This window comes from Chenggangzhangella methanolivorans (genome assembly GCF_019797865.1).
GTDB classification, from domain to species: domain Bacteria; phylum Pseudomonadota; class Alphaproteobacteria; order Rhizobiales; family Methylopilaceae; genus Methylopila; species Methylopila methanolivorans.
This window is the reverse complement of the sequence record NZ_CP081869.1, coordinates 4,785,444-4,808,531: the sequence shown is the minus strand read 5'-3', so window position 1 is coordinate 4,808,531 and position 23,088 is coordinate 4,785,444. Positions and strand designations below refer to the sequence as shown.

Annotated in this window: 22 protein-coding genes and 3 pseudogenes; 12 read left to right on the top strand and 13 right to left on the bottom strand. The window is 69.1% G+C overall.

Features of this window, described 5'->3' with window-relative positions:
* Positions 1-5: 5 nt before the first annotated feature.
* From K6K41_RS25265 to K6K41_RS25235, 7 genes and pseudogenes are all read right to left on the bottom strand, one after another.
* Positions 6-896: a YicC/YloC family endoribonuclease gene (locus K6K41_RS25265; protein ID WP_261402798.1), complete on the bottom strand. Its 891-nt coding sequence runs from the start codon at positions 894-896 to the stop codon at positions 6-8.
* Positions 897-999: 103 nt separating this feature from the next.
* Positions 1,000-2,262: an endolytic transglycosylase MltG gene (gene mltG / locus K6K41_RS25260; protein WP_261402797.1), complete on the bottom strand. Its 1,263-nt coding sequence runs from the start codon at positions 2,260-2,262 to the stop codon at positions 1,000-1,002.
* Positions 2,263-2,410: 148 nt separating this feature from the next.
* Positions 2,411-3,675, bottom strand: a pseudogene (gene fabF / locus K6K41_RS25255) (beta-ketoacyl-ACP synthase II).
* Between the two features lie 63 nt (positions 3,676-3,738).
* The gene (locus K6K41_RS25250) at positions 3,739-3,981 is read right to left on the bottom strand and encodes an acyl carrier protein (protein ID WP_261402796.1); all 243 of its coding nucleotides are present in this window, start codon (positions 3,979-3,981) and stop codon (positions 3,739-3,741) included.
* 257 nt (positions 3,982-4,238) lie between these two features.
* Positions 4,239-4,975 (bottom strand): annotated as a pseudogene (gene fabG, locus K6K41_RS25245) (3-oxoacyl-[acyl-carrier-protein] reductase).
* Positions 4,976-5,004: 29 nt separating this feature from the next.
* Positions 5,005-5,961: an ACP S-malonyltransferase gene (fabD, locus tag K6K41_RS25240; protein ID WP_261402795.1), complete on the bottom strand. Its 957-nt coding sequence runs from the start codon at positions 5,959-5,961 to the stop codon at positions 5,005-5,007.
* Between the two features lie 162 nt (positions 5,962-6,123).
* The gene (locus K6K41_RS25235) at positions 6,124-6,933 is read right to left on the bottom strand and encodes a transglutaminase-like domain-containing protein (protein WP_261402794.1); all 810 of its coding nucleotides are present in this window, start codon (positions 6,931-6,933) and stop codon (positions 6,124-6,126) included.
* A gap of 191 nt (positions 6,934-7,124) precedes the next feature.
* On the opposite strand from K6K41_RS25235, the gene K6K41_RS25230 reads away from it, so the two are divergent.
* Positions 7,125-7,541 carry a carboxymuconolactone decarboxylase family protein gene (locus K6K41_RS25230; RefSeq protein WP_261402793.1) on the top strand — a complete coding sequence of 139 codons (417 nt, stop codon included), beginning with the start codon at positions 7,125-7,127 and terminating at the stop codon, positions 7,539-7,541.
* 22 nt (positions 7,542-7,563) lie between these two features.
* On the opposite strand, the gene K6K41_RS25225 is transcribed toward K6K41_RS25230, so the two are convergent.
* From K6K41_RS25225 to K6K41_RS25210, 4 genes are all read right to left on the bottom strand, one after another.
* On the bottom strand, positions 7,564-8,568 hold the full coding sequence (locus tag K6K41_RS25225; protein ID WP_261402792.1) for a spherulation-specific family 4 protein: 1,005 nt from the start codon (positions 8,566-8,568) through the stop codon (positions 7,564-7,566).
* Positions 8,569-8,614: 46 nt separating this feature from the next.
* Complete coding sequence (locus tag K6K41_RS25220) at positions 8,615-9,298, bottom strand: acyltransferase family protein (protein WP_261402791.1); 684 nt, start codon at positions 9,296-9,298, stop codon at positions 8,615-8,617.
* Between the two features lie 38 nt (positions 9,299-9,336).
* Entirely contained in the window at positions 9,337-9,780 is a 444-nt protein-coding gene (locus tag K6K41_RS25215) for an acyltransferase family protein (RefSeq protein WP_261402790.1), read from the bottom strand.
* A gap of 98 nt (positions 9,781-9,878) precedes the next feature.
* Complete coding sequence (locus tag K6K41_RS25210; RefSeq protein ID WP_261402789.1) at positions 9,879-10,505, bottom strand: outer membrane protein; 627 nt, start codon at positions 10,503-10,505, stop codon at positions 9,879-9,881.
* 375 nt (positions 10,506-10,880) lie between these two features.
* Between K6K41_RS25210 and rpsF the strand changes: the two genes are divergently transcribed.
* The 11 genes and pseudogenes from rpsF (at position 10,881) to K6K41_RS25150 (ending at position 21,765) form a co-directional block, all read left to right on the top strand.
* Positions 10,881-11,327 (top strand): 30S ribosomal protein S6, encoded by a 447-nt coding sequence (rpsF, locus tag K6K41_RS25205; RefSeq protein ID WP_261402788.1) that lies wholly within the window; start codon positions 10,881-10,883, stop codon positions 11,325-11,327.
* Entirely contained in the window at positions 11,327-11,575 is a 249-nt protein-coding gene (gene rpsR, locus K6K41_RS25200; protein ID WP_261402787.1) for a 30S ribosomal protein S18, read from the top strand. The genes rpsF and rpsR overlap by 1 nt, the downstream gene beginning before the upstream one ends.
* 233 nt (positions 11,576-11,808) lie before the next feature.
* Entirely contained in the window at positions 11,809-12,777 is a 969-nt protein-coding gene (locus K6K41_RS25195) for a YybS family protein (RefSeq protein WP_261402786.1), read from the top strand.
* Positions 12,778-12,806: 29 nt separating this feature from the next.
* Positions 12,807-13,418: a 50S ribosomal protein L9 gene (gene rplI / locus K6K41_RS25190; RefSeq protein WP_261402785.1), complete on the top strand. Its 612-nt coding sequence runs from the start codon at positions 12,807-12,809 to the stop codon at positions 13,416-13,418.
* A gap of 175 nt (positions 13,419-13,593) precedes the next feature.
* Positions 13,594-14,240, top strand: a pseudogene (locus K6K41_RS25185) (thioredoxin domain-containing protein).
* Between the two features lie 314 nt (positions 14,241-14,554).
* Complete coding sequence (locus K6K41_RS25175) at positions 14,555-16,042, top strand: replicative DNA helicase (protein WP_261402782.1); 1,488 nt, start codon at positions 14,555-14,557, stop codon at positions 16,040-16,042.
* Positions 16,039-17,145, top strand: a complete 1,107-nt coding sequence (alr, locus tag K6K41_RS25170) for an alanine racemase (protein ID WP_261402781.1) — start codon at positions 16,039-16,041, stop codon at positions 17,143-17,145. Before K6K41_RS25175 ends, alr begins: the two co-directional genes overlap by 4 nt.
* The gene (radA, locus tag K6K41_RS25165; RefSeq protein WP_261402780.1) at positions 17,145-18,542 is read left to right on the top strand and encodes a DNA repair protein RadA; all 1,398 of its coding nucleotides are present in this window, start codon (positions 17,145-17,147) and stop codon (positions 18,540-18,542) included. The genes alr and radA overlap by 1 nt, the downstream gene beginning before the upstream one ends.
* Positions 18,543-18,637: 95 nt before the next feature.
* The gene (locus tag K6K41_RS25160) at positions 18,638-19,300 is read left to right on the top strand and encodes a CvpA family protein (protein WP_378147860.1); all 663 of its coding nucleotides are present in this window, start codon (positions 18,638-18,640) and stop codon (positions 19,298-19,300) included.
* Between the two features lie 61 nt (positions 19,301-19,361).
* Positions 19,362-20,834, top strand: a complete 1,473-nt coding sequence (gene purF, locus K6K41_RS25155; RefSeq protein WP_261402778.1) for an amidophosphoribosyltransferase — start codon at positions 19,362-19,364, stop codon at positions 20,832-20,834.
* 181 nt (positions 20,835-21,015) lie between these two features.
* On the top strand, positions 21,016-21,765 hold the full coding sequence (locus tag K6K41_RS25150) for an SDR family NAD(P)-dependent oxidoreductase (protein ID WP_261402777.1): 750 nt from the start codon (positions 21,016-21,018) through the stop codon (positions 21,763-21,765).
* Between the two features lie 26 nt (positions 21,766-21,791).
* Here the strand turns inward: K6K41_RS25150 and K6K41_RS25145 are convergent, their stop codons facing one another.
* Positions 21,792-22,508, bottom strand: a complete 717-nt coding sequence (locus tag K6K41_RS25145) for a hypothetical protein (RefSeq protein WP_261402776.1) — start codon at positions 22,506-22,508, stop codon at positions 21,792-21,794.
* Positions 22,509-22,559: 51 nt separating this feature from the next.
* On the bottom strand, positions 22,560-23,069 hold the full coding sequence (locus K6K41_RS25140; RefSeq protein ID WP_261402775.1) for a hypothetical protein: 510 nt from the start codon (positions 23,067-23,069) through the stop codon (positions 22,560-22,562).
* Positions 23,070-23,088 lie beyond the last annotated feature (19 nt).

The window sequence follows — 23,088 nt, the reverse complement described above, 5'->3', positions numbered from 1 at the left end:
GCCGGTCACTCCACGTTCTGCACTTGCTCGCGGAACTGCTCGACCACGGCCTTCAGCTCCAGTCCGATCGCGGTGAGGCCGCGGTCGTTCGACTTGGCGCAGAGCGTGTTCGATTCGCGGCCGAACTCCTGCGCCAGAAAATCGAGCCGCCGTCCCACCGCCCCGCCCTCGGCGATGAGCGCCCGGGCCGCCTCGACATGGGCGGCGAGCCGGTCGATCTCCTCGCGCACGTCGGCGCGGGTCGCAAGCAGCGCCGCCTCCTGGTGCAGCCGGTCTGGATCGAGCCCGACGCCGGTCCCGACGAGCGCCTCGACCTGTTCGGCGAGCCGTTTGCGCACCGCCTCCGGCGTGCGGGCGGGACAGGCGTCGGCCCTGGCGGTCAGATCCTCGATGGCGGCGAGGCGTTCGGCGAGCACCGCCTCGAGCGCCGCGCCCTCGCGCGCGCGGGCGGCGGCCAGATCCTCGAGCGCGCCTGAGAAATCAGCGATCACGGCGCCGGCGACCGCGGCGCGCTCGTCGGCCGTCTCCTCCGCCTCGACGAACTCCACCACGCCGCGCTGCGCAAGGATCGCGTCGACGCTCGGGCTGCCGGCTCCCGGCACGCGGGCCGCGATGGCCTCGGCGGCCGCCAGAACGGCCGCGAGCGCCGCCTCGTTGACCCGCACCTCGGTCTCGCTCTGCGGGCGCTCCAGCGTCAGCGTCGCCTGCACCGAGCCGCGCTTCAGCCGCGCCTGCGCGGCGGCGCGCGCCGCCTGCTCCACCTCGTCGCAATGCGGCGGAACCCGCAGGCGCACGTCCAGCCCCTTGGCGTTGACGCTGCGCAACTCCCAGACCCAGCGCGCCCGGCCAAGCGCGCCGGACGCGCGGGCGAATCCCGTCATGCTCGCTAGCGGCATACTGCTCATCCCCGACCAGGCGCCCGGCGGCCCCCGCCGTCGCCCGCATGTCTCGATATCGACGCTGACCGCGTCCCTACCTTCGCGGCCGCCGCGTCAGCGCTCACCGCTGCTGACGGCGCGGATCGGCGGGCTTGGGACGCTGCGCGGCCGGCGTCGAGGTCGCGGCCGCCGCCGAGCCCGCGGCGCCCGTCCCGGAGGCGTCGGCCTCGTCGTTGGAGGCCTCCGGCGTCTGCTCGTCGGGATCGAGGCGGTCTGCGGGCACGCCCCTCTGCTTCTCGATCTTGCGCCAGTTCGCGACGTTTCGGTTGTGCTCGGCGAGCGTCTTGCCGAAGGCGTGGCCGCCGGAGCCGTCGGCGACGAAATAGAGGTCGCTGGTCTTGGCCGGCCGCGCCGCGGCTTCGAGCGAGTCGCGGCCGGGATTGGCGATCGGCCCCGCGGGCAGGCCGCGCACCACATAGGTGTTGTACGGGGTCTTGGACTGGATGTCGGCGCGCGTCAGCGAGCGGCCGAGCGTGCCTCGCCCGCCGACGAGCCCGTAGACGATCGTCGGATCGGACTGGAGGCGCATGCCCTTGGCGAGGCGGTTCGCGAACACGGCGGCGACCTGCGGCCGCTCTTCGGGAACGCCGGTCTCCTTCTCGATCAGCGACGCCATGATCACGAGCTCGTCCGGGCTCTTGAGCTTCGTCGCCGGATCGCGGCCCTTCCAGATCTCCTCGACCACGGCCTCGCGATGCTGGCGCATGCGCGCGACCATCTGCTCGCGGGAGGCGCCGCGGGTGAACTTGTAGGTCTCGGGGAGCAGCGAGCCCTCCGGCGGGACTTCCTTGACGTCGCCGGTGAGCAGCGGCTGGTCGCGCAGACGCTGGACGATCTGCAGGCTGGTGAGGCCCTCGGGCGCCGTGAAGGCGTGCTCGATCGACTTGCCCGAGACGATGATCTCCATCACCTCGCGCATGCTGGCGCCCGGCGGGAAGGCGTATTCGCCGAAGCGCATCCTGTCCTTGGCGCCATAGGCCGCGACGCCCGCCTTGAAGACGTTGGCGTCCGAGATCACGCCGGCGCGCTCGAGACTGTCGGCGATCTCGCCGACGCCCTGGTTCCGGTTGATCATGACGGTGGCGTCCTGGGCGAGCGGCCCGCGCTCGTCGAACGAGGCCTTGCCCCAGTAGACGACGCCGCCGATCGCCAGAACGCCGAGCGTGGCGAGCGTGAACAGCCCGCTCATGTAGCCGACGAGGGCGCTGTCGCGGCGGCGCTTGCGCGGGCGGCCCGCAGGCTTTTCCTGAAGCGCGGCCTCGTGCGGCGCGTTCGCCGAAGAGCCTTCAGCTTCGACAGCCTGCTGGTTCGGCTCCGTCGTCAACCGCTGGGCGCTCCCTTGAGAATCGTCGGCAAGCGCCGAAGCCGGCGCCTGCGCGAAGGTCCGCGCACTCTAACCGCGAATGTGGCGAAAGGCGCGTCGGTTCACGGTCCGGAGCGCAGCGGCGCCGGACCTCGCGTTCACGACGCCGTCAGGCTGCGTGCCGCTTGAAGACGAGCGACGCGTTGGTGCCGCCGAAGCCGAAGGAGTTCGACAGCGCGACGTCGATCTGCATCTGCTTGGCCTTGAGCGGCACGAGGTCGAGAGCGGTCTCGACCGACGGGTCCTCGAGGTTCAGCGTCGGCGGAGCGACGTTGTCGCGCATCGCGAGCAGCGAGAAGATCGTCTCGACCGCGCCGGCGGCGCCGAGCAGATGCCCGATCGCGGACTTGGTCGACGACATCGTGATCTTGGCCGCCGCGTTGCCGACGAGGCGCGTCACGGCTCCGAGCTCGATCTCGTCGCCGAGCGGCGTCGAGGTGCCATGGGCGTTGATGTAGTCGATCTCGCTCGGCTGTAGCCCGGCGCGCTTCAACGCCATCTGCATGCAGCGGAACGCCCCGTCGCCGTCCATGGACGGGGCGGTGATGTGATAGGCGTCGCCCGACAGGCCGTAGCCGACGACCTCGCCGTAGATCTTCGCGCCGCGCGCCACTGCGTGATCGTATTCCTCGAGCACCACCACGCCCGCGCCCTCGCCCATCACGAAGCCGTCGCGCTGCTTGTCGTAAGGGCGCGAGGCCCGGGTGGGCTCGTCGTTGAAGTTCGTGGAGAGGGCCCGGCAGGCCACGAAGCCCGCGACGCCGAGGCGGCTGATCGGGCTTTCGGTGCCGCCGGCCACCATCACGTCGGCGTCGCCGAGCGCGATGAGCCGCGCCGCGTCGCCGATGGCGTGGGCGCCGGTCGAGCAGGCGGTGACGACGGCGTGGTTGGGACCTTTGAGCCCGTGCCGGATCGACACATGGCCGGAAGCCAGATTGATGAGCGGCCGGGGATGAAGAACGGCGAGATGCGTCGCGGGCCCTTCTCCGCGAGCACGATCGCCGCGTCCTCGATGCCCTTGAGCCCGCCGATGCCCGAGCCGATCAGAACGCCGGTCGCCCAGCGCTCCTCGTCGGTCTGGGGCTTCCAGCCGGAATCGGCGAGGGCCTCGTCGGCCGCCGCCACCGCATAGGTGATGAAATCATCGACCTTGCGCTGCTCCTTCGGCTCCATGACGGCGTCGGGATTGAACGTTCCGTTCGATCCGTCGCCGCGCGGGACCAGGCCCGCGACTCGCGCGGGCAGGTCGTCGACCGGGAACAGGTCAATGTTCCGGAGCCCGCTTTCGCCGGCCACGAGCCGACTCCAGACGGTCTCCACGCCGGAGCCGAGCGGACAGACGATTCCGAGGCCGGTGACGACGACCCGCCTCATGAAGTCGTCCCTGACATCATCAAGTCCATCAGCGCCATGCGTAGTTATGCCAGCGACAGGCCCTCAGGCCTGGGCGGCGTTCTTCTCGAGAAACTTGGTGGCGTCGCCGACCGTCAGAATGGTCTCGGCGGCGTCGTCCGGGATCTCGCAGCCGAACTCTTCCTCGAACGCCATCACGAGCTCGACGGTGTCGAGGCTGTCGGCGCCGAGATCGTCGATGAAGCTCGCGTTTTCGGTGACCTTCTCGGCGTCGACGCCGAGGTGCTCGACCACGATCTTCTTCACCCGTTCGGCAATGTCGCTCATCGTTGTCTTTCCCTGATCCTAAGGTGTTCGGAAGATCGCCCCGTCAAACCGGTCCGGCCGACGAGACGTCCGGGATCCGCGATTCCTCCGAGCGGCTATTTGGAGGCGGACGGCGTCCCGGGCAAACGTTTTTCGACGAAGCCGCCGCGACCCTTTGGACGGCGACCTTGCCGAGGACCGCCGCTCCTTCGAGACGGCGGGTTCGTAACATGTAAAAACGCCTGCGCCAGACGAAGAGCGCAGGCGCGGACAAGTCCTCAGATCATAGCCATTCCGCCGTTCACGTGAAGCGTCTGCCCCGTGACGTAAGAGCTTTCGCCGCTTGCGAGATAGACAGCCGCCGCGGCGATGTCCGCGCCTTGGCCGAAACGCGCGGACGGGATTCGGCTGAGCGAAAGTTCGCGCTGCTTCTCGTTCAGCTCGTCCGTCATCGGCTCTCGATGAAGCCCGGCGCGATGCAGTTCACGGTGACGTTGCGGCTGGCGACTTCATAGGCGAGCGATTTCGACATGCCGATGAGCCCGGCTTTCGAGGCCGCATAGTTGCCCTGCCCCGGATTGCCGGTGACGCCGACCACCGAGGTCACGCCGATGAGGCGTCCATAGCGGCGCTTCATCATGCCGCGCAGGGCGGCCCGGTAGAGCCGGAAGCCGGCCGCGAGATTGACCTCGAGGACGTCCGCCCACTCCTCGTCCTTCATCCGGACGAAGATGTTGTCGCGCGTGATTCCGGCGTTGTGGACGAGGATGTCGAGCCCGCCCATCGCCGCCTCCGCCGCGCCGGGGAGCGCGTCGACGGCGGCGGCGTCCTTGAGGTTGGCCGGCGTGACGTGGACGCGTTCGCCCAGATCGCCGGCGAGCGACTCGAGCGCTTCGGCGCGCGTGCCGGAGATCGCCACGGTCGCGCCCTGCGCATGAAGCGCCCGGGCGATCGCGCCGCCGATGCCGCCGGTCGCGCCGGTGACGAGGGCGTAGCGCCCCGTGAGGTCGAACATCTGTCTCGCCTTCCCTTGGAGAGCTTGCGTCAGGCCGCGTCGAACGCGGCTTCGCCCTTGAGGCGCGCGACGTCGTCGGGCGTGCCGACGGATTCGGCCGAAGCCTCCGGCGCGATGCGCTTCACGAGGCCGGCCAGAACCTTGCCGGCGCCGATCTCGACGAAGCGGGTCACGCCGGCCCCGGCCATGAAGACCACCGATTCGCGCCAGCGCACCGCGCCGGTCACCTGCTCGACGAGCCGGGCGCGGATCGCCTCGGGGTCGGTCAGCGGGCCGGCGGTCACGTTGGCGACCAGCGGAGCCTTCGGCGCGGCGATCTTCACGCCCGCGAGCGCCTCGCGCATCACGTCGGCGGCGGGCTGCATCATGGCGCAGTGGAACGGCGCGGAGACCGGCAGGAGCATGGCGCGCTTGGCGCCCTTGCCCTTGGCGATCGCGATCGCGCGCTCGACCGCGGCCTTGGCGCCGGAGACCACGACCTGGCCCGGAGCGTTGTCGTTGGCGGCGGCGACCACCTCGCCCTCCGCCGCCTCGTCCGCCACCTGGCGCGCCGCCTCGAGGTCGAGCCCGAGCAGCGCCGCCATGGCGCCCTCGCCGACCGGCACGGCCTTCTGCATGGCGTCGCCGCGCGTCCTGAGAAGCTTGGCGGCGTCGCCGATGGTGAGCGAGCCCGCCGCCGCCAGCGCCGAATACTCGCCGAGCGAATGGCCGGCGACGAAGGCCGCGTGGCGGCCGACCTCGAGCCCCGCCTCCGCCTGCAGCACCCGCAGCGCGGCGAGGCTCACCGCCATCAGCGCCGGCTGGGCGTTGGCGGTCAGGACGAGCCTGTCGTCCGGCCCCTCGAAGATGGTGGTCGAGAGGCTCTCGCCGAGCGCGGCGTCCACCTCCTCGAAGACGGCGCGGGCGACCGCGAAATTGTCGGACAGCGCCCGGCCCATGCCGACCTGCTGGCTGCCCTGTCCCGGAAAGATGAGCGCGATGGTCACGGCGTTACGCCTCCCTCGACGCGGCGCGGAGGCCGCTTGTCGTGGTTTTGTTGGCCCGGCGATCCGGGCGGGGGCTGCAAAGCAGGCGAGCGCGGGCGATGTCAAGCGCCGCGCCCCGGCCAGCGCCCGCCGGCCTCCCGCCGATCCGCCCCCCAAGGAGGTTTAGTCGACCACCTCGTCGCACCACACCTTGAAGCTTTTCAGCTGGTTCGGGCCGAAGGCGTTGGTGAGCGCGACGTCCGAGGCGTCGCGGCCGCGGCCCATGACGATGCGCCCGATTCGCGGGTGGTTGTGACGCGCGTCGAAAGTGTGCCAGCGCCCGCCGAGATAAACCTCCATCCAGGCGGAGAAATCCATCGGCGCCGGGTCCACGGGGACGCCGATGTCGCCCAGATAGCCGGTGGCGTAGCGGGCAGGAATGTTCATGCAGCGGCACAAGGTTATGGCGAGATGCGCGAAATCCCGGCAGACGCCCTGCCGCTCCTGATACGCCTCGAAGGCCGATTTGGTGGCGCGGGCGTGCTCGTAGCCGAACGCGATTCTGCCGTGGACGAAGTCCACGATGGCCTGGACCCGCCCCCAGCCCAGCGGCCCCTCGCCGAACAACTTCCAGGCGTCGTCCACCAGCCGGTCGGTCTCGCAATAGCGGCTTCCGAGCAGGAAGATCAGCACGTCGTCGGGCAGGTCCTCGATGGCGTGCTGGATCGCCCCTGGCGTCGCGACGTCCGGCTCTCCGCTGTCGGCGACGATCGCGTCTGCGGTGAGCAGGAAATCTCCCGCCGGGGCGGTCATTCTGCTGCAGAGATTGCCGAAATCGTCGGAATAGACCGAGATCGGCACGTAGGGCTCGCATGTGATGGTGTCTGGCGTCAGCAGGTCCCGATCCCGGCTCGGATGCACGTTCAGCATCGCGAGCATCGGCGTCGGATGGGGAAACGTCTGGACGATCTCGAAGCCTATGCGGATCTTCATCGCGCGAGACCCGAGGGCGGCGACGGAAGCGGCTTCATGGGCATGGCGGGCCTTTGTCGGCGACGACCCGGCTGGGCGGCGCTTGCTTCAAGAAACGCGCCGCCGCCGTGATGGTTGCCGGACGGCGCGGGCTCGATCCGCTCCTGCAAGTCCTGCGCCTATATAACCGCCCGAACCCAGGAGACGACGAGATGCCCCAATCCGACGACCGCCGCGCTCGGGGAAACGAGACGCTCGACCAGATCCACGGGCCGCTCGGCCGGGAGGTGGCCGCCCGGCTCGCCAAGGTGGCGCCGGACTTCGCCGACCATCTCGTCGACTACGCCTTCGGCGACGTCTATTCGCGCCCGGGCCTCGATCTCCGCGCGCGCCAGATCGCGACCATCGCCGCGCTCGCGGCGCTCGGAAACGCGGAGCAGCAGCTCAAATGGCACATCCGGGGCGGACTGAACGTCGGCCTGAGCCGTGACGAGATCGTCGAGATTCTGATGCAGATGGCGATCTATGGCGGCTTCCCGGCGGCCGTTCGGGCGCTGACGGCGGCGGGCGAGGTGTTCGACGAGATCGAGACCGCGGCCGCCGAGGAGAGCCTTCAGGACGACGCCTGAACGCCGCCTCGTTCCGGTCGCTTCACTCGCAACGCGCGAGCCTGTTGACCCAACAGGTGACGTCGAAGAACCGGTCGAAGCTTTCGCCGAGCGTGTCGTAAGGCGTCGCGAAACCGCTCGGATCGGTCGCGACAAGATCGTCGGTCGTCACGAACCACCAGCCGCCGTTTTGCCCCGTCGGTTTCTGAAATCGAATCTCGCGCGCGACTCGGCAGAGCCGCGTCCGGTCGCTGGGGGCCGCGAGCGACCCGCTCGTGTGAACGAGACAGGCGAACCGCTTCGCCTTCTGCTTGCGCAGCGCCTTGGGCAAGACGACGTCGCTGAAGTTCGCGCCGACGTCTTCGAAGACCACGAGAACGTCGAACAGGTCGCGGTAGCGCTTGTGCGGAGCGCGGCCGGGATTGCCGATCAGCAGCGCGTCCTCGCCGAAGGTCTCGCGCGCCCGGGCGAGGAGCTGATCGTAATACGCCTTCTTCTCGCCCGCGTCGTCGTTCGGCACCTGGTCGAAAAAGAAGCCGCGGATCTTGGGATAAAACCGCTTCCACGCCGCTATGTCGTCGAGGACGTCGGCGACCGGCCGCTCGATCCCGGCAGGATCGAGACGCGACAGATAGCCGACCAGCGTCGCGCCGGCCGCGTCCATGCGATCGACGACGGCGACATAGTTCGGATCCGCGGCGCGGAAGCTGCCGTTCGACGGATTCACGATCGTCACGAAATCGATCCCGGCGGCCGCGCTGCGCCGGGCGTATCCCTCGAGCCGCGTCCACGACTCCGCGCCGTAATCAGTCGTCGGGTAGAAATAAGCGGGCACGATCACGCCAAGCGAGCGCGCCTGCGTCACCGACGGGCATACCTCCTCGGCGCGGACCTGCCCCGCCGCAGCGACGCCGATCAGCGCCGCAGCGATCAGACCTCGAAACCACCCCAGCAGAGCCGCTCCCGGAGCCGAACGCCACAACTCGAGATGGTATGGACACGCTATGGTCGGGGCAACGTATCCTTGGTCGTGGGTCAAATCCGCCAAGCGCCTCGGTCGCGATTCCGTCGCTGGCCGCGGTTGGCGGACCCGGTCAGACCGGCTCCGGACTGCTGGCTCGGCGGCGCTCCGACAGCCTCCGCCCAAGCCCGCGGCCGATCTGCTGCGAGGGCAGCTCGACGCAGATCCGGAAGAGAAGAGCGACCGGCGGAAGGCTCGCGAGCCCAAACACGATCGCAGGCCCCACTCCGATGACGCCGCCCAGAATCAGCACGGCCCCGTAAAGCCACGGCAGATGGACAAGATAGAGGCTGTAGGAGATGCGTCCGAAAAACAGCGGAGCGGCGCGGTTGAGCGCCGAACGCGCGGGGACCGCGCGGGCGGCGAGCGCCACGAGCGTCGCCGCGCCGACCGCGACCAGCGCGTCGTTCGGAAACCACATCAGGCCCCAGGCGAGCGCGAAAACGCAAAGCGCGCCTCGAGGCCCGAGCCGTTCGATCCCGAGCTCCGACCGCCTGAGAGATTCGGACGTCGCGGCGCCCAGCAAAAACATCGGCAGGCAGTAGACCGTGCCGAGCAGGCTCAGTCCGATGTCGCCGAACGCCTGGTAGTTGCGCTCCGCCAGGCTCTCCTGGGCTGACGCCGACAGGGCGACGTCGGCGAGGATCGCCAGGCCCACGCCGACGGCGAGCGTCGCCCCGCGGGCCCGCACGATGAGAATCGACAGAACGGGAAGCAGAAGCGCCACCCGCAGTTCGTATACCAGCGACCACGACACCGAGTTGAGCGCGAGGTGGCGCTCGATCCCGTCGAGCGTCAGGTGCCGGCGAGCGCCGCAAGGCCGTATCCGTCCTCGGGCCAGCCGCGCATCGGCGCGGGCAGGAGTTGGGCCGGAAGCGTGGCGAAGACAGACGCCGCGGCCGCGACCGCGGCCGCCAGCAGGCCGGCCGCCGCGAAAGGCGGCCAGATCCGGCAGAATCGCTTGAGCGCGAAGGCGCCTATGTCGACGCGCCCCGTCGCCCGGCGTTCCGCCGAAAGCGCTCCGTGGAGCACGAAGCCGCTCAACACGAAGAACAGGATGACGGCCGGCCGCCCGGTCGCGAGCGGATAGAGCGGCGAGCAGAACAGCGCCCACATCGCTTCGCGGGACGGCGGATGAAGCGCGAGCGCGTGATAGGCGACGACGCAGACCGCCGCGACGCCCCGCAGCGCGTCGAGCTCCCCTCGCCGTTCCGGCCGAATGTTCAGGGCCTCGCTCATGGTCCGGCAGTAAACCGCCGCCCCGCTTAAGCCCGACTGAACGAAAAGGGCCCCCGCGGTCGCCCGCGGAGGCCCGAAACGACGTGGAAGCCGAGAGCTTACCAGCCGAACTTGTAGGCGACGCCGACCATCACGCGATGCTCGTCCTGGCTCGCCTTGCCGAAGTTGTACTTGTCGCTGCCGTAGTCGGTGTAGCGATATTCGGCGCGGGTCGAGACGTTGTCGGTGACCGCGTATTCGGCGCCGGCGCCGACGGTCCAGCCGAAGTTGGTCTTGCTGTCCTTGGCGCCGCCGACGCGAACGCGGGTGTCGGCGTAGGCCACGCCGCCCGCGCCGTAGACGAGGAAGCGGTCGAAGGCGTAGCCGACGCGAGCGCGGGTCGCGCCGTTCCAGCGCTGGTCGAACTTCACGCGGCCGGCCTTGTCGTCAGCGTCGGACCAGTTGAAGTCGGTCTCGATGCCGACCACGACCGGCGAGCCGTCCATCTGGTAGTTGTAGCCGAGGTAGCCGCCGATGGTGAAGCCTTCCGGCTTGATCCGGCCGACGTTGCTGTCGCCCCAGATGTAGCCGGCCTGAACGCCGAGATAGGGGCCGGTCCAGGTGAAGGACGGCACCGGAGCGGCGACCGCCGGAGCCGGCTCGTAAGCCGGGAGGTCGGCGGCCAGAGCGGGAACCGCGGAGAGGGTCACGACCGCGAGGGCGGCCGCCGAAACGTAACGATACATGCGATGCAACCTTTTATGCGTACCTAACTAGCGGATGACGGTATCGACCCGGAATGTGGCGTCGAATGGTGATCACGTGGCCATTTCGTGACCGCGGCGCCGCCGTCCTGCAGCGCAGCATTTTGGCAACACTCGCCTTTCCCGCCGCACGTCCCTTGCGCGTGCGCCCCTGTTCCTCTATAGGCCGCGCCTTCGCCGTCGTTCGGCTGGGGGCTGAACGGAGGGATCGGGCTCGCCCGATCAGGATTTTCGGAAGCTTGCTCCCGAGACTCCGGCCTCCCGTGTCTCCGCCTTCGAGAATTCGTTCGGGCCTTCGCGGGCTCGGAGGGCTTCGCGCCGAACGGCACGTTTGGAACCGATAGAAGGCCATATCTCATGCCGCTCTACGAACACGTCTTCCTGGCGCGCCAGGACGTGACGTCGCAGCAGGTCGAGGACATGACCGCCCAGTACAAGACCCTCCTGGAAAGCCAGGGCGGTTCGGTCGCGAAGATCGAGCACTGGGGCGTCAAGCCGCTCGCCTACCGCATCAACAAGAACCGCAAGGCGCATTACACGCTCCTCAACATCGACGCGCCGGCCCCGGCCCTCGCCGAGATGGAGCGCCAGATGGGCATCTCCGAGGACGTCCTCCGCTTCATGACCATCAAGGTCGAGGAGCTCGAGGACGGTCCGTCCGCGATGCTTCAGCGCCGTGACCGCGACGATCGCGACGACCGTCCGCGCGGCGGCGGCCGCGGCTTCGGCGGCGGCGACCGCGGCGATCGCGGCCCGCGCCGCGACCGCGAAGACCGTCCCCGTCGTGACGAGGAGGCCAACTGATGGCTGCCGCAGCTTCCGGCGGCCAGCGCCGCCCGTTCTTCCGCCGTCGCAAGACCTGCCCGTTCTCCGGCGCCAACGCCCCGAAGATCGACTTCAAGGACGTGCGTCTCCTGCAGCGCTACATCTCCGAGCGCGGCAAGATCGTGCCGTCGCGCATCACGGCGGTCTCCGCCAAGAAGCAGCGCGAGCTGGCTAAGGCCATCAAGCGCGCCCGCTTCCTCGGCCTGCTTCCTTACGTGATCAAGTGAGTTCCGCGGCCTGAGGGCCGCCGGACGAAGGCGTCGTCCCGGACGGCCGAAAGGCCGCTCCGGGATCGTTTTCAGAAGTGCACGCATCCCGTGGACCAGCCTGGGATGACGACGTTGTTTCTGGCGCACGCGCCGAAACTGGTTCCCTTTCGCCGGCCTCGGCCGGCGTCGCTGGGCGGATCACCCGCCCTAACCGCGGCCGAACAATCGGCCTCGGGACAGCAGGACGGACGATGCAAGCTGGCGTTTTCCCTATCGGCCTTGGCGCCGGCGCGGTTTCGGCGCTGCTCTATGCGGCCGCCGCCTCCGGGTCGCCGCTCGCGCTCGTCCTGCTCTACGTCGCGCCCCTCCCGGTCCTGCTCGCCGGCATCGGCTGGCGCCATCACGCCGGCATCGTCGGCGCGACCTTCGGCGCGCTCGCCCTGACGCTGCTGGTCGGTCCGAAGACCGGCGTCTATTTCGCGATCGCGGTCGGGTTCCCGGCCTGGTGGCTGGCCTATCTCGCGCTGCTCGCGCGCGACGGAGCCGACGGCGCCCCGGCCGAATGGTATCCGGTCGGCCGTCTCGTCGCCTGGTGCGCGGCGATCGGCGCGCTCCTCGTCGCCGCCACCATTCCGCTCGTCGCGACCTCCCTCGAGGAGTATCGGGCGGCGCTGCGCGACGTGTTCTCGAAGGCGCTTCAGGCCGCAGGCCCCACGCCGCAGCTTCCCGGCGGACAGGATCCGAAGGCGCTGATCGACTTCATGGCGCTGCTCGCTCCTGGCCTCGCCGCCACCTTCTGGACGCTCTCGTCGCTGTTCAATCTCTGGCTCGCCGGGCGCATCGTGCGCGCCTCCGGCAAACTCGTGCGGCCGTGGCCGGACATCGCGCGCTTCGAACTCCCGCGCGGCGCGAGCCTCGCGCTGCTCGGCGGCTTCGCGGGATCGTTCCTGCCGGGCCTTCCGAGCCTCGTGGCCGAGCTCGTCAGCGCGACGTTCCTCATGGCCTTCATGCTGCTCGGCCTCGCCGTGATGCACGTGACCACCCGCGCGCTTCCCGCCCGCGGGCTGCTGCTGTTCGCCCTCTACGCTCTGCTCGTGTTCATGCCCTGGATCGCGATCTTCCTCGCGGGCCTCGGCCTCGCCGAACAGTTCCTCGGAATCCGGAGGCGCTTCGGCCCTCCCCCCGGCGGCCCGCCCACGGCCGTCGCCAACCTGCCCTGATCAAAACCCAAACGAACGGAGACTGACCCATGCAAGTGATCCTGCTCGAACGCATCGCCAAGCTCGGCCAGATGGGCGACGAAGTCCGCGTCAAGGACGGCTACGCCCGCAACTTCCTGCTGCCGAAGCAGAAGGCGCTTCGCGCCAATGAGGCGAACCGCAAGAAGTTCGAGGGCCAGCGCGCCCAGCTCGAGGCCCGCAACCTCGAGCTCAAGACCGAGGCCGAGCGCGTCGGCGAGACCATCGAGGGCAAGGTCCTCGTGCTCGTCCGCCAGGCCGGCGAGACCGGCCAGCTCTACGGCTCGGTGTCGCCCCGCGACGTCGCCGAGGCGCTGACCAAGGACGGCGCGAGCATCAACCGCAACCAGGTCGTGCTGCACACGCCGATCAAGACCATCGGCCTGCACGTGCTGCCGATCCAGCTCCACCCGGAGGTCGAGGTCTCGATCACCGTCAACGTCGCGCGCTCCGAGGCCGAGGCCGAGCGCCAGGCGCAAGGCGAGGATCTCACCCAGCGCGAGGAAGGCCCGGCCTTCGAGACCTTCTCCGAGGACGACGAGGACGACGACCGCCGCGGCCGCCGTCGCGACCGCGACGACCAGCCGGAGGCCTTCGAAGAGACCGAGGAGCAGGAGGGCTGAGGCCCTTCGCCGATCCGATCTCGCTTCAGCGGCCGCCCCCTCCCGGGGCGGCCGTTTCGTTTCGCAGGCGCGTCATCACCGCCTGTTGACCCAGCGCGCTGTTGAGGCCGCGAACCTCTCGCGATTTAGCTGCGCGCCCCGGGGGCCGAGATCGCCCCCTTCGGAGGCGCTCCCCATGGGTCTGATCGAACGCCGTCGCGTCCTCGCCGTCGCAGGCGCCGCCACGCTCGCATCCTTGCCGGGGACCCGCGCCTTTGCGCAGGCGGACAAGACCGCGGCCGAAAAGGCGCTCGCAGAAAGCGGGCCCTTGCCCGAGAACGTCTTCGGCTCGGCGAGCGCGCCCGTCACGGTCGTCGAATACGCCTCGCTCACCTGCCACCGCTGCCGCGATTTTCACATTCAGACCTGGCCGCAGGTGAAGGCCAAATATGTCGACACCGGACGGATCCAGTTCGTGTTCCGCGAATTTCCGCTGAATGCGCTCGACACCGGCGGTTTCATGCTCGCGCGCTGCGCGGGCGAGAAGCGGTGGAGCCAGATCGTCGACTGCTCTACCGCGCCGACGACGCGTGGGCGCATGCGCCCGACCCGCTCGAGGGCCTTCGAGGCGTCATGAAGCAGGTCGGCATGGGCCGGGAGGCGGTCGACGCGTGTCTCGGCGACCAGAAGATGCTGGACGGGATCAACGCCGTCGCGCGCCGCGGGACGATCGCAGGCGTAACCGGCACGCCGACCTTCTTCGTCAACGGCCGCAAGGCCTCCGGCATGATGACGATCGAGCAGTTTTCGGCGCTGATCGAGCCGCATCTCGCCGGGAAGTAGGGCGCGCGCTCAAACCGCCGCAGGCGTCTCCCGGACTTGAGCCGGGCGCCGTGGACGCTACGTCGGTCAGACGCCGCAGCCCTGGGAGCTCCATTCACCGAAGCGTCACGGTCATGGGTTCGGGTTTCAAAAGCCGGGACGCGGTGGCGGAGGTTCCTGCGGCTTCGCGGTCAAGCGATTCCGCCGCCAAAAAAGTTCTCGCCGAGTCGCCTGTGGGAATCGGGACCAACCCCTCCCCGCGCTGGTCCGCCCAACTGACGCCAAGCCGTCCGTGTTAACGTCTCGCTAACCCCGACGCCGCGAAGTCCCGTCCCATGGCCCTTGTCGAATCCCTCCGCCGTCTGCCCGAACCGGACGCCCAGTACCGGCAGGCGCCTCACAACGTCGAGGCCGAACAGGCGCTGCTCGGCGCGGTGCTGGTCAACAACGACGCCTTCTGGCGCGTCTCGGACTTCCTGACGCCCGAGCATTTCTACGAAGGGCTGCACGGGCGGATCTTCGAAATCGCCGCCTCGCTGGTGCGCGCCGGCAAGGCCGCGACGCCGGTCACGATCAAGACCTTCCTGCCGACCGACCTCGACCTCGGCGGCATGACCGTGCCGCAATATCTCGCGCGCCTTGCGGCCGAAGCCACGACGGTGCTCAACGCCGAGGACTATGGCCGCACGATCTATGATCTGGCGCTCCGCCGGTCGCTGATCGGCATCGGCGAGGACGTCGTGAACGTCGCCTATGACGCGCCGGTCGACGCCACGCCCCGCGACCAGATCGAGGACGCCGAACGCAAGCTGTTCGCGCTCGCCGAGACCGGCGCCTATGGCGGCGGGTTCCAGAACTTCTCCACCGCGCTGAAAAACGCGGTGGACATGGCGGCCGCCGCCTACAAGCGCGACGGCGGCCTCTCGGGCATCTCCACCGGGCTCGACGATCTCGACCGCCTGATGGGCGGGCTGCAGTCCTCGGACCTGATCGTGCTCGCCGGACGTCCCGGCATGGGCAAGACCTCGCTCGCCACCAACATCGCGTACAACATCGCCAAGGCCTATCGCGGCGAGGTGCAGCCGGACGGGCGCACCAAGACGGTGAACGGCGGGGTCGTGGGCTTCTTCTCGCTCGAAATGTCGGCCGAACAGCTCGCCACCCGTATTCTGGCCGAGCAGGCGGAGATCTCGTCCTCGTCGATCCGCCGCGGCTCGATCACCGAGGCTGAGTTCTTCAAGCTGACCGAGGCGGTCGTCGAGATGCAGCGCTCGCCGCTCTTCATCGACGAGACCGGCGGCATCTCGATCGCCCAGCTCGCCGCCCGCGCAAGACGGCTCAAGCGATCCAAGGGCCTCGACCTTCTCGTTGTGGACTATCTCCAGCTGCTCTCCGGCTCGTCCAAGAAGGGCGACAACCGCGTCCAGGAGATGACCGAGATCACCACCGGCATGAAGGCGCTGGCCAAGGAGCTCGCGGTGCCGATCATCGCGCTCTCCCAGCTCTCGCGTCAGGTGGAAAGCCGTGAGGACAAGCGCCCGCAGCTCTCGGACCTGCGCGAATCGGGCTCGATCGAGCAGGACGCCGACGTGGTGATCTTCGTGTTCCGCGAGGAGTACTACGTGAAGAACAAGAAGCCCCGCGAGGGCACGCCCGAGTTCGACCAGTGGATGACCGAGATGGAGAACGTCTCGGGCAAGGCCGAGGTGATCGTCGGCAAACAGCGCCACGGGCCGACCGGAACGGTGGAGCTCTCCTTCGAGGCGCAGTACACCCGCTTCGGCAATCTCGCCCAGTCGAGCAACCTGCCGGAGATGCATTGACGACCGATTTTCCGGGCGGCCGGCTGACGATCGATCTCGGGGCGCTGGCGGACAACTGGCGGACGCTGCGCTCGATCTCTCCGCAGAGCGAATGCGCCGCCGTGGTGAAGGCCGACGCATATGGGATCGGCTTGCGGCGCGCCGCGCCGGCGCTCGCCGACGCGGGCGCCGGGACCTTCTTCGTCGCCCAGCTTTCCGAGGCCGTCACCGCGCGCGCCGCGGCCCCCGGATCCGCGGTGTACGTCCTCAACGGCCTGCCGCCGGGCGCCGCGGCGGCTTATGCCGCGGCGGGCGCGCGTCCAGTGCTCGGATCGCGGGAGGAGATCGGAGAATGGGCGGCCTTCGTCGCCTCGACCGACGCCGATCCTTCCGCCGCGATCCATGTCGACACCGGCATGAACCGGCTCGGCCTCAGCCCCGACGAGTTCCGCGCGATGCGGGCGGCCGGCGGCCCGGGTTTCGCGCCCGCGCTCCTGATGAGCCACCTCGCCTGCGCGGACGAGCCGGAACGGCCTGAGACCGCGCGGCAGCGGAAACTGTTCGCCGAGCTTCGCGCTCTGGCTCCGGAAACGCCCGCAAGTCTCGCCAACTCCGCCGGAACCCTGCGGCCGGAGACAAGCGAAGGCGACCTCGCCTTCGACCTCCGCCGTCCCGGGGTCTCGCTCTATGGCGCGAACCCGATCGCGGGTTTCGCCTCCCCGCTCAAGCCTGTCGTGCGGCTCGAAGCCCGCATCATACAGGTGCGCGACGTCGCGGCGGGCGAAACGGTGGGCTATGGCGGCGTGGAGCGCATGCGCCGTCCCTCGCGCGTCGCCGTCTTGTCGCTCGGCTACGCCGACGGGATCCTTCGGGCAGGCGGCGGCGCGGACGGCGTTCCGGGCGCGGCTGCGTTCGTCGGCGAGACGCCCTGCCCCTATGTCGGCCGCATCTCCATGGACCTCATCGCGATCGACGTCACCGACACGCCGCATGCCCAGCGCGGCGACTGGGCGGAAATTCTCGGCGACCATGTCGGCGTCGACGACCTCGGCCGCGCCTGCGGCACGATCGGCTACGAGATCCTGACGAGCCTCGGGCGGCGCTACGAGCGGACTTACGTCTGATGGCCCGCGGCAAGTCCAGCTTCGTCTGTCAGGCCTGCGGCGCGATCTCGTCGCGCTGGCAGGGCAAGTGCGAGGCCTGCGGGGCCTGGAACGCGATCGTCGAGGAGGCGGCCTCCGCCCCCCTGCCCGGCTCCGCGGCGCGGGCGCTGGGGCGCGGGCGCGTGGTCGCGCTCGAGACTTTTGAAGGCGAGGCCGACGAGGCGCCGCGCATCCGCTCAGGCATCGACGAACTCGACCGCGTCACCGGCGGCGGCTTCGTGTTCGGCTCGGTGCTGCTGCTCGGCGGCGAGCCCGGCATCGGCAAGTCGACGCTGCTCGTGCAGGCGAGCGCGGCGCTCGCCCGCGCTGGACACCGCGTCGTCTACGTCTCTGGTGAGGAGGCGTCCGCGCAGGTGCGGTTGCGCGCCCAGCGCCTCGGCCTCGCCGACGCCCCGGTCGCGCTCGCGGCCGAGACGTCGGTCGAGGACATTCTCACGACGCTCAAGGACGGAGCGCCGCCGAAGCTCCTCGTGATCGACTCGATCCAGACGCTCTGGACCAATCAGGTCGAGTCCGCCCCCGGAACCGTCACCCAGGTCCGCGCCTCGGCGCAGGCGCTGATCCGCTACGCCAAGACCACGGGCGCCTGCGTCATCCTCGTCGGGCATGTGACCAAGGACGGGCAGATCGCCGGCCCCCGCGTCGTGGAGCACATGGTCGACGCGGTGCTGTCCTTCGAAGGCGATTCGGGCCGCGACTTCCGCATCCTGCGCGCCCAGAAGAACCGCTTCGGGCCGACCGACGAGATCGGCGTGTTCGCCATGACGGGCCTCGGGCTCGAAGAGGTGCGCAACCCCTCGGCGCTCTTCCTCGGCGACCGCGAGCCCGACGCGCCGGGCACATCGGTGCTCGCGGGCCTCGAAGGCTCCCGCCCGATCCTCGTCGAGATCCAGGCGCTGGTGGTGCCCTCCACCCTCGGCACGCCCCGGCGCGCGGTGGTCGGCTGGGAAGGCTCGCGCCTCGCGATGGTGCTCGCCGTTCTCGAGGCGCGCTGCGGGGTGCGCCTTGGCAGCCACGACGTCCATCTCGCCGTCGCAGGCGGCCTGCGCGTGCAGGAGCCGGCCGCGGACCTTGCGGTGGCGGCCGCCCTCGTCTCCTCGCTCCTCAACGCGCCGCTGCCTGTCGACGCCGTGTTCTTCGGCGAGATCGGCCTCACGGGCGCGGTGCGGGCCGTCGCGCATCCCGGGCCGCGGCTCAGAGAGGCGGCGCGCCTCGGCTTCAAGCGCGCGGCGCTCCCTGCTCCGGCCGAGGAGGCGGCCAAGGACGCCGGCCTCGTCGCTTTGCCGGTCGCGACTCTGGACGCGCTGGTGGCCCGCCTTGCGGCGCGCGCAGGGAGCGATCCGCGACAAGGCGCGTGACGAAGGTTGTCACGCGGGTTATAGAGACCGCGCCCGAGGGGGGCGCCGCCTCGAGGCGCGGCCCGACGATCACGAGCCAGGGTTCCGGCGCGTCAATGACCATCACGCTTCTCGACGTCATCCTGCTCGCCGTGATGGCCATCTCGGCGCTGCTCGCCATGGTGCGCGGCTTCACGCGGGAAGTGCTGTCGATCGCGTCCTGGGTCGCGGCGGCGGCCGCCACCTTCTATTTCTTCGAGCCCGCCCGCACGATCGCGCGCGAGCACATCAAGTTCAATCCGCCGCAGCTCGTCGACGTGATCGCCGCCGGCTCGATCTTCATCGTCGTGCTCCTGGTGGTCTCGTTCATCACCATGAAGATCTCCGACGTGATCCTCGACAGCCGCGTCGGCCCGGTCGACCGCATCCTCGGCTTCGGCTTCGGGGCCGCGCGCGGGCTGCTGCTGGTGGTCGTGGCCTTCCTGTTCTTCACCTGGCTGGTGCCCGAAAAGGGCCAGCCCGAGTGGTTCCGGACCGCCCAGTCCAAGGTCATTCTGCAGGATGCCGGGGACAAGCTTCTCGCCATGTTGCCGGAAGACCCCGAAAGCACCATCTTGCAGAAGCTTAAGCGGCGCGACGGCGCCGGCGAGGCCGCTGGCCCCGCGGCCCCAGGCGGCCCGGACTCTCCTCCGGCGCCCGACGAGGCGCCGGACGCTAACCCTGCGGACAGACAGGGGATCGACAAACTCCTCGAGCGGGACGACAAGCCCCGGCAGTAACGGCCTCCGTCCGAATCCGGGCGGAGTTCACCAGTTTCCGACTTTGCGGGAGTTGGACGAGATGATCGATTCCGACGACGACGCCCTCACCACCCTCGACCTCGACGCAGATCGCCTGCACGAGGAGTGCGGGGTGTTCGGCGTTTACGGACACCCGGACGCCGCGGCGCTCACCGCGCTCGGCCTCCACGCGCTCCAGCACCGCGGCCAGGAGGCTGCGGGCATCGTCTCCCGCGACAAGCATCGCTTCCACGCCGAGCGCCGGCTCGGGCTCGTCGGCGACCACTTCTCCGACGCCCGCGTCATCGCGCGCCTGCCCGGACGATCCGCGATCGGGCACAATCGTTATTCGACGACCGGCGAGACGATCCTCCGCAACGTTCAGCCGCTGTTCGCCGAGCTCGACGCCGGCGGCATGGCTGTCGCGCACAACGGCAACCTCACCAACGCGCTGACGCTGCGCCGAGAGCTCGTCCGCGCCGGCGCGATCTGCCAGTCGACCTCGGACACCGAGGTGATCCTCCACCTCGTGGCGCAGTCGCGCCGTCCGCGCATCATCGACCGTTTCGTCAACGCGCTGCGCGAGATCGAGGGCGCATATGCGCTCGTCGCCCTGACGCCGAAAAAGCTGATCGGCGCCCGCGACCCGCTCGGCATCCGCCCTCTGATCCTGGGCGAGCTCGACGGCTGCCACATCCTCACCTCCGAGACCTGCGCGCTCGACATCATCGGCGCGAAATACGTTCGCGACATCGAAAACGGCGAGGTGGTGATCATCTCGGAGGACGGCATCCAGTCGCTGAAGCCGTTCCCGCCGCAGCGGATGCGGCCCTGCATCTTCGAGTTCGTGTATTTCGCACGGCCCGACTCGGTCGTTCAGGGCCAGTCGGTCTACGAGGTTCGCAAGAACATGGGCGTCGAACTCGCCCGCGAAAGCGCGCCCGAAGCCGACGTCATCGTGCCGATCCCGGATTCGGGCGTGCCGGCGGCCATCGGCTTCAGCCGCGAGAGCGGCATCCCGTTCGAGCTCGGCATCATCCGCAACCACTATGTCGGCCGCACCTTCATTCAGCCGACCCAGGGCGTGCGCGAGCTCGGCGTGCGCATGAAGCATTCGGCGAACCGCAGCCAGATCGCGGGCAAGCGCATCGTGCTCGTCGACGACAGCCTGGTGCGCGGGACGACCTCGCTCAAGATCGTCAAGATGATGCGCGACGCCGGCGCGAAAGAGGTGCACTTCCGCCTCGCCTGCCCGCCGATCACCCATTCGGACTTTTACGGCATCGACACGCCCGAGCGCGAAAAGCTGCTCGCCGCGACCCACACGCTCGAGGAAATGCGCCAGTTCATCGGCGCCGACAGCCTCGCCTTCCTCTCGGTCGACGGGCTCTACCGCGCGATGGGCTATGAGGGCCGCGACAAGAACTTGCCCGAGTTCACCGACCACTGCTTCACGGGCGACTATCCGACCCCGCTCACCGATCTCGCGGGCGAGACGCCGCGCCAGCTCTCGCTGATCGCCGAAGCGAGCTGATCACGTTTTTGAACGCGACGTCTGTCACTCCCCTCTCCCCTTGTAGGGGAGGGTAAGGGTGAGGGGTGACGGCGGCGCCTTTTCCAGATATGGCGCCGCCGTCACCCCTCACCCGACCGCCGCCTCGGGCGCCGGTCACCTTCTCCCGCAAAAGGAGAAGGGAAGAACAGCCGAGCGCCTCTTGACCACTCCCCCCTCCCTCACCGGCCGGATCGCGGTCGTCACCGGCGCCACGCGCGGGATCGGCTATGCGACGGCGCTCGCGCTCGCGAGCGCCGGCGCTCATGTGGTCGCGATCGGCCGGACGCAAGGAGGGCTCGAGGATCTCGACGACGACATCCGCAAGGCCGGCGGCTCGGCGACGCTCGTCCCGCTCGACCTGACCGACTTCGGCGCGATCGATCGTCTGGGGGCCGCGCTCCATGAGCGCCACGGCAAGCTCGACATCCTGGTGGGCAACGCCGGGCTGCTGGGCGGGATCTCGCCGCTCGGCCATATCGAGCCGAAGGACTGGGACAAGACGCTCGCGGTCAACCTCACGGCCAACTGGCGGCTGATCCGCTCGCTCGACCCGCTGCTGCGGGCCTCCGACGCCGGCCGGGCGGTCTTTCTGACCTCCGGAGCCTCCCACAAGGCGCGCGCCTATTGGGGCCTCTACGCCGCCACGAAGGCGGGCCTCGAGGCGCTCGTCCGCGCCTATGCGGCCGAAACGATGAACCACACGCCCGTGCGCGTGACGCTCGTCAATCCGGGGCCGCTCGCCACCGCCATGCGCAAGAAGGCGATGCCGGGCGAGGACCAGTCGACCCTGAAGACGCCGGCCGACATCGCGCCGAAAATCGTCGCGCTCTGCGGTCCGGACTGGACCGAGACCGGACGGTTCTATGATTTCCCGTCCGATCGCATGATGGATTTCCGCGCGCCGGACTGAGCGCGCGGCGTACCGGCCCGGGGGGGTCACTTCACCTTGTATTTGAAGATCTTGAGGACGTCGTAGGTGAAGTTGAAGTTCCCGCCGAAGTCCCGGCCGAACTGCTTCACCCTCAGCCGGAAGCCCTGATAGGGCCCCTCGGCCGCGAACCACTCGATCTCCGTGCGCGTCGAGACGACCTGGGACGAGCCCTTGGGCGTGACGACCGACTTTTCCGTCAGCTTGCAGGCCTTGTAGCTTCCGAACGGCGTGCGGACGGTTTCGACGCCGTCGAACGTCAGCGTCCGCTTCGAGACGCCCGTCTGCGACCTTCCGCCCTGAGTGACGGTGACGTCGGAGGTCTGAGCATAAGTCGCGTCGGACTTCAGGTCTCCGGGAAACCTCTCGCCGGGGTCATAGCTAAGGGTCTGCGACCCGCTCTTCCCCCCATACCGGGTGAGATCGCTTTTCGTCGCGACGTAATATTCGAAGCCCGTCTCCGAACCGATCTGGAGCTTGATCTCGACGGCGTCGACCCCTGCGAACCTCTTCGCTTTCCCCGCCTCCCAAACGAACCGCCTCTCACCGGCGCCGTCGCCGGAACGCCGCACCTGATAGTCGATGAACGCGCTCGTCTTGTAGACGCCGTCGTTCAGGCAGGACCCGAAGGTCTTCACCGCCGCGCTCTCGACCTCGCCCGCAAAGGCCGTCGTGGCGCACAGACACGCTGCGCCGAACGCGCCCAGAATTGCGATGCTCTTCACTGTCTCCGACCCCTACAGTCGACGCGCGGCCCCCGCCGGCGCAAAGCTTCGTCATTTCACGTCGAATTCTCGGATCTTGACGACCTCGTAGGTCGTCGCCGGTTTTCCGGACACGGACTTGAGCCCGAACCCTCGATAAGGTCCCTCGGCTGCGACCCAGCTCGTTTCGACGGACGCGTCGGCCGCGGACACGTCGGTGATCTTGGAGGACGACTTCGTCTCGAATTTGCAGGCGGCGAACTTTCCGAGCGGGGTCTTGATCGTTTCGATCCCAAGGAAGGTGATCGCGCTCTTCCACTTGCTGCCGGCCGTGCTGCCGTTTCCAAAGAAGGTCTTGTAAGTGACCGTCTGCTTGAACGTCTCTCCTTCTTCAAGGTTCGTCGGAGTCTTGGAAGGAGGCGTAACCACCGTCCGGCTACTCCCGTTCGCGTATCCGTAGAACACGAGCGCAGACTTCGTGACCCTCACATATGTGTTCGAGACGAATTTCCCGAACTCGTCTTCAAAGGTGTTCTTGATGAGCGTGGTCGCGACGCCTTCGAAGTCTTCGACGCCTTTCACTTCGACGCGCTCGCGCTGC

What these genes read in the sequence shown, in the direction of transcription:
- K6K41_RS25265 (WP_261402798.1), bottom strand. Translation starts at nt 896, where the DNA reads ATGCCGCTAGCGAGCATGACGGGATTCGCCCGCGCGTCCGGCGCGCTT.
- K6K41_RS25250 (WP_261402796.1), bottom strand. Translation starts at nt 3,981, where the DNA reads ATGAGCGACATTGCCGAACGGGTGAAGAAGATCGTGGTCGAGCACCTC.
- K6K41_RS25235 (WP_261402794.1), bottom strand. Translation starts at nt 6,933, where the DNA reads ATGAAGATCCGCATAGGCTTCGAGATCGTCCAGACGTTTCCCCATCCG.
- K6K41_RS25230 (WP_261402793.1), top strand. Translation starts at nt 7,125, where the DNA reads ATGCCCCAATCCGACGACCGCCGCGCTCGGGGAAACGAGACGCTCGAC.
- K6K41_RS25215 (WP_261402790.1), bottom strand. Translation starts at nt 9,780, where the DNA reads ATGAGCGAGGCCCTGAACATTCGGCCGGAACGGCGAGGGGAGCTCGAC.
- K6K41_RS25210 (WP_261402789.1), bottom strand. Translation starts at nt 10,505, where the DNA reads ATGTATCGTTACGTTTCGGCGGCCGCCCTCGCGGTCGTGACCCTCTCC.
- rpsF (WP_261402788.1), top strand. Translation starts at nt 10,881, where the DNA reads ATGCCGCTCTACGAACACGTCTTCCTGGCGCGCCAGGACGTGACGTCG.
- rpsR (WP_261402787.1), top strand. Translation starts at nt 11,327, where the DNA reads ATGGCTGCCGCAGCTTCCGGCGGCCAGCGCCGCCCGTTCTTCCGCCGT.
- K6K41_RS25195 (WP_261402786.1), top strand. Translation starts at nt 11,809, where the DNA reads ATGCAAGCTGGCGTTTTCCCTATCGGCCTTGGCGCCGGCGCGGTTTCG.
- rplI (WP_261402785.1), top strand. Translation starts at nt 12,807, where the DNA reads ATGCAAGTGATCCTGCTCGAACGCATCGCCAAGCTCGGCCAGATGGGC.
- K6K41_RS25175 (WP_261402782.1), top strand. Translation starts at nt 14,555, where the DNA reads ATGGCCCTTGTCGAATCCCTCCGCCGTCTGCCCGAACCGGACGCCCAG.
- radA (WP_261402780.1), top strand. Translation starts at nt 17,145, where the DNA reads ATGGCCCGCGGCAAGTCCAGCTTCGTCTGTCAGGCCTGCGGCGCGATC.
- K6K41_RS25160 (WP_378147860.1), top strand. Translation starts at nt 18,638, where the DNA reads ATGACCATCACGCTTCTCGACGTCATCCTGCTCGCCGTGATGGCCATC.
- purF (WP_261402778.1), top strand. Translation starts at nt 19,362, where the DNA reads ATGATCGATTCCGACGACGACGCCCTCACCACCCTCGACCTCGACGCA.